Origin of the sequence: Gordonia sp. ABSL11-1 (assembly GCF_030315685.1) — a bacterium.
In the GTDB taxonomy this organism is placed as follows: Bacteria; Actinomycetota; Actinomycetes; order Mycobacteriales; family Mycobacteriaceae; genus Gordonia.
Window position 1 is genome coordinate 1 of the sequence record NZ_JASXSI010000056.1, and the last position, 3,868, is coordinate 3,868.

At 61.7% G+C, this 3,868-nt stretch carries 4 protein-coding genes; 2 read left to right on the plus strand and 2 right to left on the minus strand.

What is annotated here, in order from left to right; translation table 11 throughout:
* Together QSJ19_RS26260 and QSJ19_RS26265 are read left to right on the plus strand one after the other, a co-directional pair.
* Positions 1-479 (plus strand): asparagine synthase-related protein (locus QSJ19_RS26260; RefSeq protein WP_286323994.1); only part of this gene is annotated, 479 nt, incomplete at its 5' end.
* A complete protein-coding gene (locus QSJ19_RS26265; RefSeq protein ID WP_286323995.1) occupies positions 463-2,148 on the plus strand; it encodes an ABC transporter ATP-binding protein in 1,686 nt (561 codons plus the stop codon). The genes QSJ19_RS26260 and QSJ19_RS26265, both read left to right, overlap by 17 nt.
* A gap of 50 nt (positions 2,149-2,198) precedes the next feature.
* Here QSJ19_RS26265 and QSJ19_RS26270 read toward each other — a convergent pair whose 3' ends face one another.
* Positions 2,199-2,333, minus strand: coding sequence for a hypothetical protein (locus QSJ19_RS26270; protein WP_286323996.1), 135 nt, complete (start codon positions 2,331-2,333; stop codon positions 2,199-2,201).
* Between the two features lie 857 nt (positions 2,334-3,190).
* The coding region (locus QSJ19_RS26275; protein WP_286323997.1) for a transposase at positions 3,191-3,868 on the minus strand (678 nt) is incomplete at its 5' end.

Here is a 3,868-nt window from a genome sequence, read left to right on the forward strand (position 1 = left end):
ATTTCACCCTCATACCAAATCACCACCAGGTGCGGCAGCTGTCGACAACCCGAGCGTTCCAATACCTCGGGATGCGTGTCGCCGAGATCAACAGACTGTCGTTCAGCGACCGCTCCGAACAACTACGCCACCCCTTCGTGTTCTGGCCGCTGATCCGTTTCTCGCTTTCCGCGTCGCGAACCCATCATCGCCAGCATGGAGAAGCCCGCGCCCTGCAACGCAGCGCGTTCATCGATGAGCTACCGCCAGCGATCACCGCACGAGCAGGTAAGCGCGGCGAGAAGACGCTGACCACGCGATACGACTTCGATTCACTCGCCGGACGCGTACTCGATAGCCCTCTCTGTCAGCACGGCGTGGTAAACCGAGGCAAGGTCGACCGCGGGATGCGGGAGCCGATGACCGAGGATTTCGCCGGAGCGCTCGTGACAGCAGCCGGTATCGCCGAGTGGATGGACGAACATGAACTTTCCCCGTAACGCGTCGATCCCCAAATTGCAGCGCGACATCATGTCGCAAGGGCTTCGTGAATCGAAGTGGACCGTCACAGCCTTCATCGCACTAACGGCATTCGCTTCCGGGTGCACCGTCGCCGCGCCGCTGCTGATCGCGCACGTCGTGCAGTCACAAACCATCACCACGACAGATCTACTGGTTTCGTTCGGACTCGTCGCCGCAGTACTCGCAGTCGCTCGGTTCCTCCAAGACGTGCGCATGGTCTTGATGAACCGAGTCCAGCAGCGCGTCGCCAACTACGCCAACAGCGAAGTGATGCGCCGCCTTCTTGACTCCGACCCCTCACTGATCACTGACAACAATCCCGCCCGAATCGCCAACACCATCCAGACGTTCAACCAGAGTAACAAGATGTACATCCAGATGTTTCTCATGGTGTTCATCAGCTGCGTCTTTGATGTAATCTTCTCGTTCCTGGTCATCGGCAGCTACGTCAACTGGACCATCGGCGTCGCAGTCTTGCTCTACGGAATACTCACCACCTGGCTGACACTACGAGCCAACAAAGTCACCAACATCTTCCTGAAGACTGCACAGAGCCGGAGTAACGAGTCTGCCAATCTGACAGGCAACGTGGTCAGCAACATGCTCGCCCTGAAAGTATTCCGAGGTAGCCAGTGGGTCACCGAACTCAACAACCGCTACTTCCGCGAATCCCGCCAGGGATGGAACGACTTCTACACGAAGAGAATCCGGTTCGGCGCTCTACAGGCCGCGCTCCTGTTCACCCAGTACCTGGTGGTCTTTGGCATCCTCGCGCTCCAAAGCGGCACCGGACGAGAACAACTCGGCGCCGTCGTTGTCCTCGTTCTCATCCTCGCCCAACTCAATAGACCGTTCGAAATGATCGCGACCTCACTACGCGATTTCACCATCGCCAAAAGCATGGCCGACCCACTACAAGACACACTCGACACCTACATCGGCCCACCACTACCTGCCCAGACCCGATCGCCAGCCCTGAGCAGTACCGACCCCTCGATCGTCATCCACGATCTGAGCTACCGCCACACCCCCAACGCCGAACCAGTTCTGGACAAACTCGCCCACGAGTTCCGTCCCGGAGCGATCAACTTCATCACCGGAGCCTCCGGAGCCGGCAAATCAACCCTCATGCGCATCCTGCTCGGAGTGCACCGCGACTACACCGGATCGGTACGCATCAACGGGACAGAACTCACCAGTATCCACCCCGAAACATACTGGGAAGACATCGGTTACGTCCCACAAGACCCCATGCTGATGAACGCCTCCATCCGCGACAACATCCTCCTAGGCCGCGCGCACACCGACGCTGAAGTACTCCACGCCCTCGACACCGTCGAACTGAGCACCAAACTCCACACCATCGACGACGGCCTCAACTTCACAGTGGGCGAACGCGGCGAACGACTCTCCGGAGGCGAGCGCCAACGCATCGCCATCGCCCGCGCTCTACTGGCCCACCCCACCATCTTGTTCCTCGACGAACCCAGCGCGGCACTCGACGCAACAACCGAGGCAAACATCTTCCACAGACTCAGAGAACAGATGCACGACACCACCATCATCGCCATCACCCACCGACACACCGTCATCCACACGACGGACACAGTTCTCGACCTCTCTAACGAGAGCGTCCAGCTTGGCTAGGATAGCCAGCAACTCGTCACTGCGCTCTGGGACCACGCACGACGCGGGAGTTAGCGTTGCGGCAGCCACGCCACCCACATCCCGTTGTGGCGATCGCGGTAGGCAGCGATCCTGTCGAGAACCGCGCCCTGATCGATCTGCCGGCCACGCAGCGCCCGCAGCGCGGTCAGGTCCAGACCTGGCACCGTCGTCGACTGCCGCGGTCATCGGTGTGGCGTGGCGTCGTCTGGGGCGATCTGACGGGCCGCGCCGGCGACGGCCCGCGTCGCGGCCGCAACCGATTTCCCGGGGGGCGTTTGTTGTGCGCAGTGTGGTGGCCAGTCCCTGCAGAGCCTGTTGAAGGTCACTGGCCTGGCGCTGCGCGGTAACCGTCGACGAGTGCGCCGAGCGGGCGGTCCGATCGAGCGTGCGCGCGGTCTGCGCCAGAGAGTCGCCGTTGCTCACGACCTGGTTCAACAGCGGTTCCGAGGCCAGTTCGGGATCCGCTCGCCTGAATCGTGACAGTGTGTCGGCCCTGCGACGCCTGACGCTCAACGTGGCACTCGCCCCGGTCACCAGCGACAGCCCCTGTTCGCCTGCGTCGGCGGCCGTGCGCAGCGTGCCACCGGCGACCTGCAAAGCGACACCCGCGGCGTCAGTGACGTCGTCGAGAACTTTCGCCAATTCATCGACGGCGGCGGCCAGATCGTCGGCCGAGCCGGTGACGCTGCTGGCGCCGTGCTGTAGCGACTCGATTCCGGTCTGCAGGGATCTGGCGCCCTGTTGGCCGAGAACGGTCCCATCGACGAGGGGCATCGGTCGCCTGGGCGACAAGCCTGAGTTGGTCTTTGACGCCTGAGAGCTCACCGTAAATGGCGCGTCCATAGGCCGCGTGTGCCGCGGAATTGATCTGATTCTGCAGCTCAGATTTCGCCGCGTCGGCAACGACGCCCACGACGTAGCTGTTGGCGTCATTGAGGGTGATCTGCATCGAGGTGCGTTCAGGCCGGGGATTCTGTGCATCCCCGAGTTTGGCGGCTCTTCGAAGTTAGTCGGGCAATGCTCAGCAGTGGAATTGCTGGTTGTTGGCCCGCTGGGCGCGGGTGCAGTGGAATCGTATCCGGCGGCGTGAGTTTTCGGTGTTGCGGAAGCCGCACGCGACGCGTTTGACCTGTTTGACCAGCCGGTTGAAGCCCTCGGTGCGGGCGTTGGTGAGCCCGGTGTGCAGAAAAGCGAGGATCGCCGGCCACCATGTCTCGATCGTGGTCGCTAGCCGGGTGACTTCGGGAATGTCAGCGGCGGCACACCAGGTGTAGAACTGGTAGAGGCGAGACCGGATCTCGGTATCGTCAGCGCCCTCACGCGCAGCGGAAAGTAACTGGCGCAGTTCTTCTTTTGCGATGTAGGCAGTCAGGATCTGAATGGTCGGATCGTTGTCGACCAACGCGTTCCACATCTTCGCAAACGATTTGTCCGACAGTCGTTCTCGGGCCGAAAGTAACGGGCGACGATTCGCCCATTCCGGGTCCTGCTTGCGCCCGCGGCGACCGTGAGCGTCGAAGGCCACCCGACGTCGCACCGCAGTGACGGTGTCGTTGGCCAGCGTGATCAGGTGGAAGTGATCGACCACCAACTCGGCATTCGGCAGCAACTCGGCAGTGACCGCAGCCGCATACGCTGCGGACGGGTCGATCACCACATGGGTGATCTCGGTGCGAAACCGCTCACTCTGGGTGCTAAG

Excerpts from the sequence above, each read along its gene's own strand:
- QSJ19_RS26265 (WP_286323995.1), top strand. The coding sequence starts at position 463 with ATGAACTTTCCCCGTAACGCGTCGATCCCCAAATTGCAGCGCGACATC.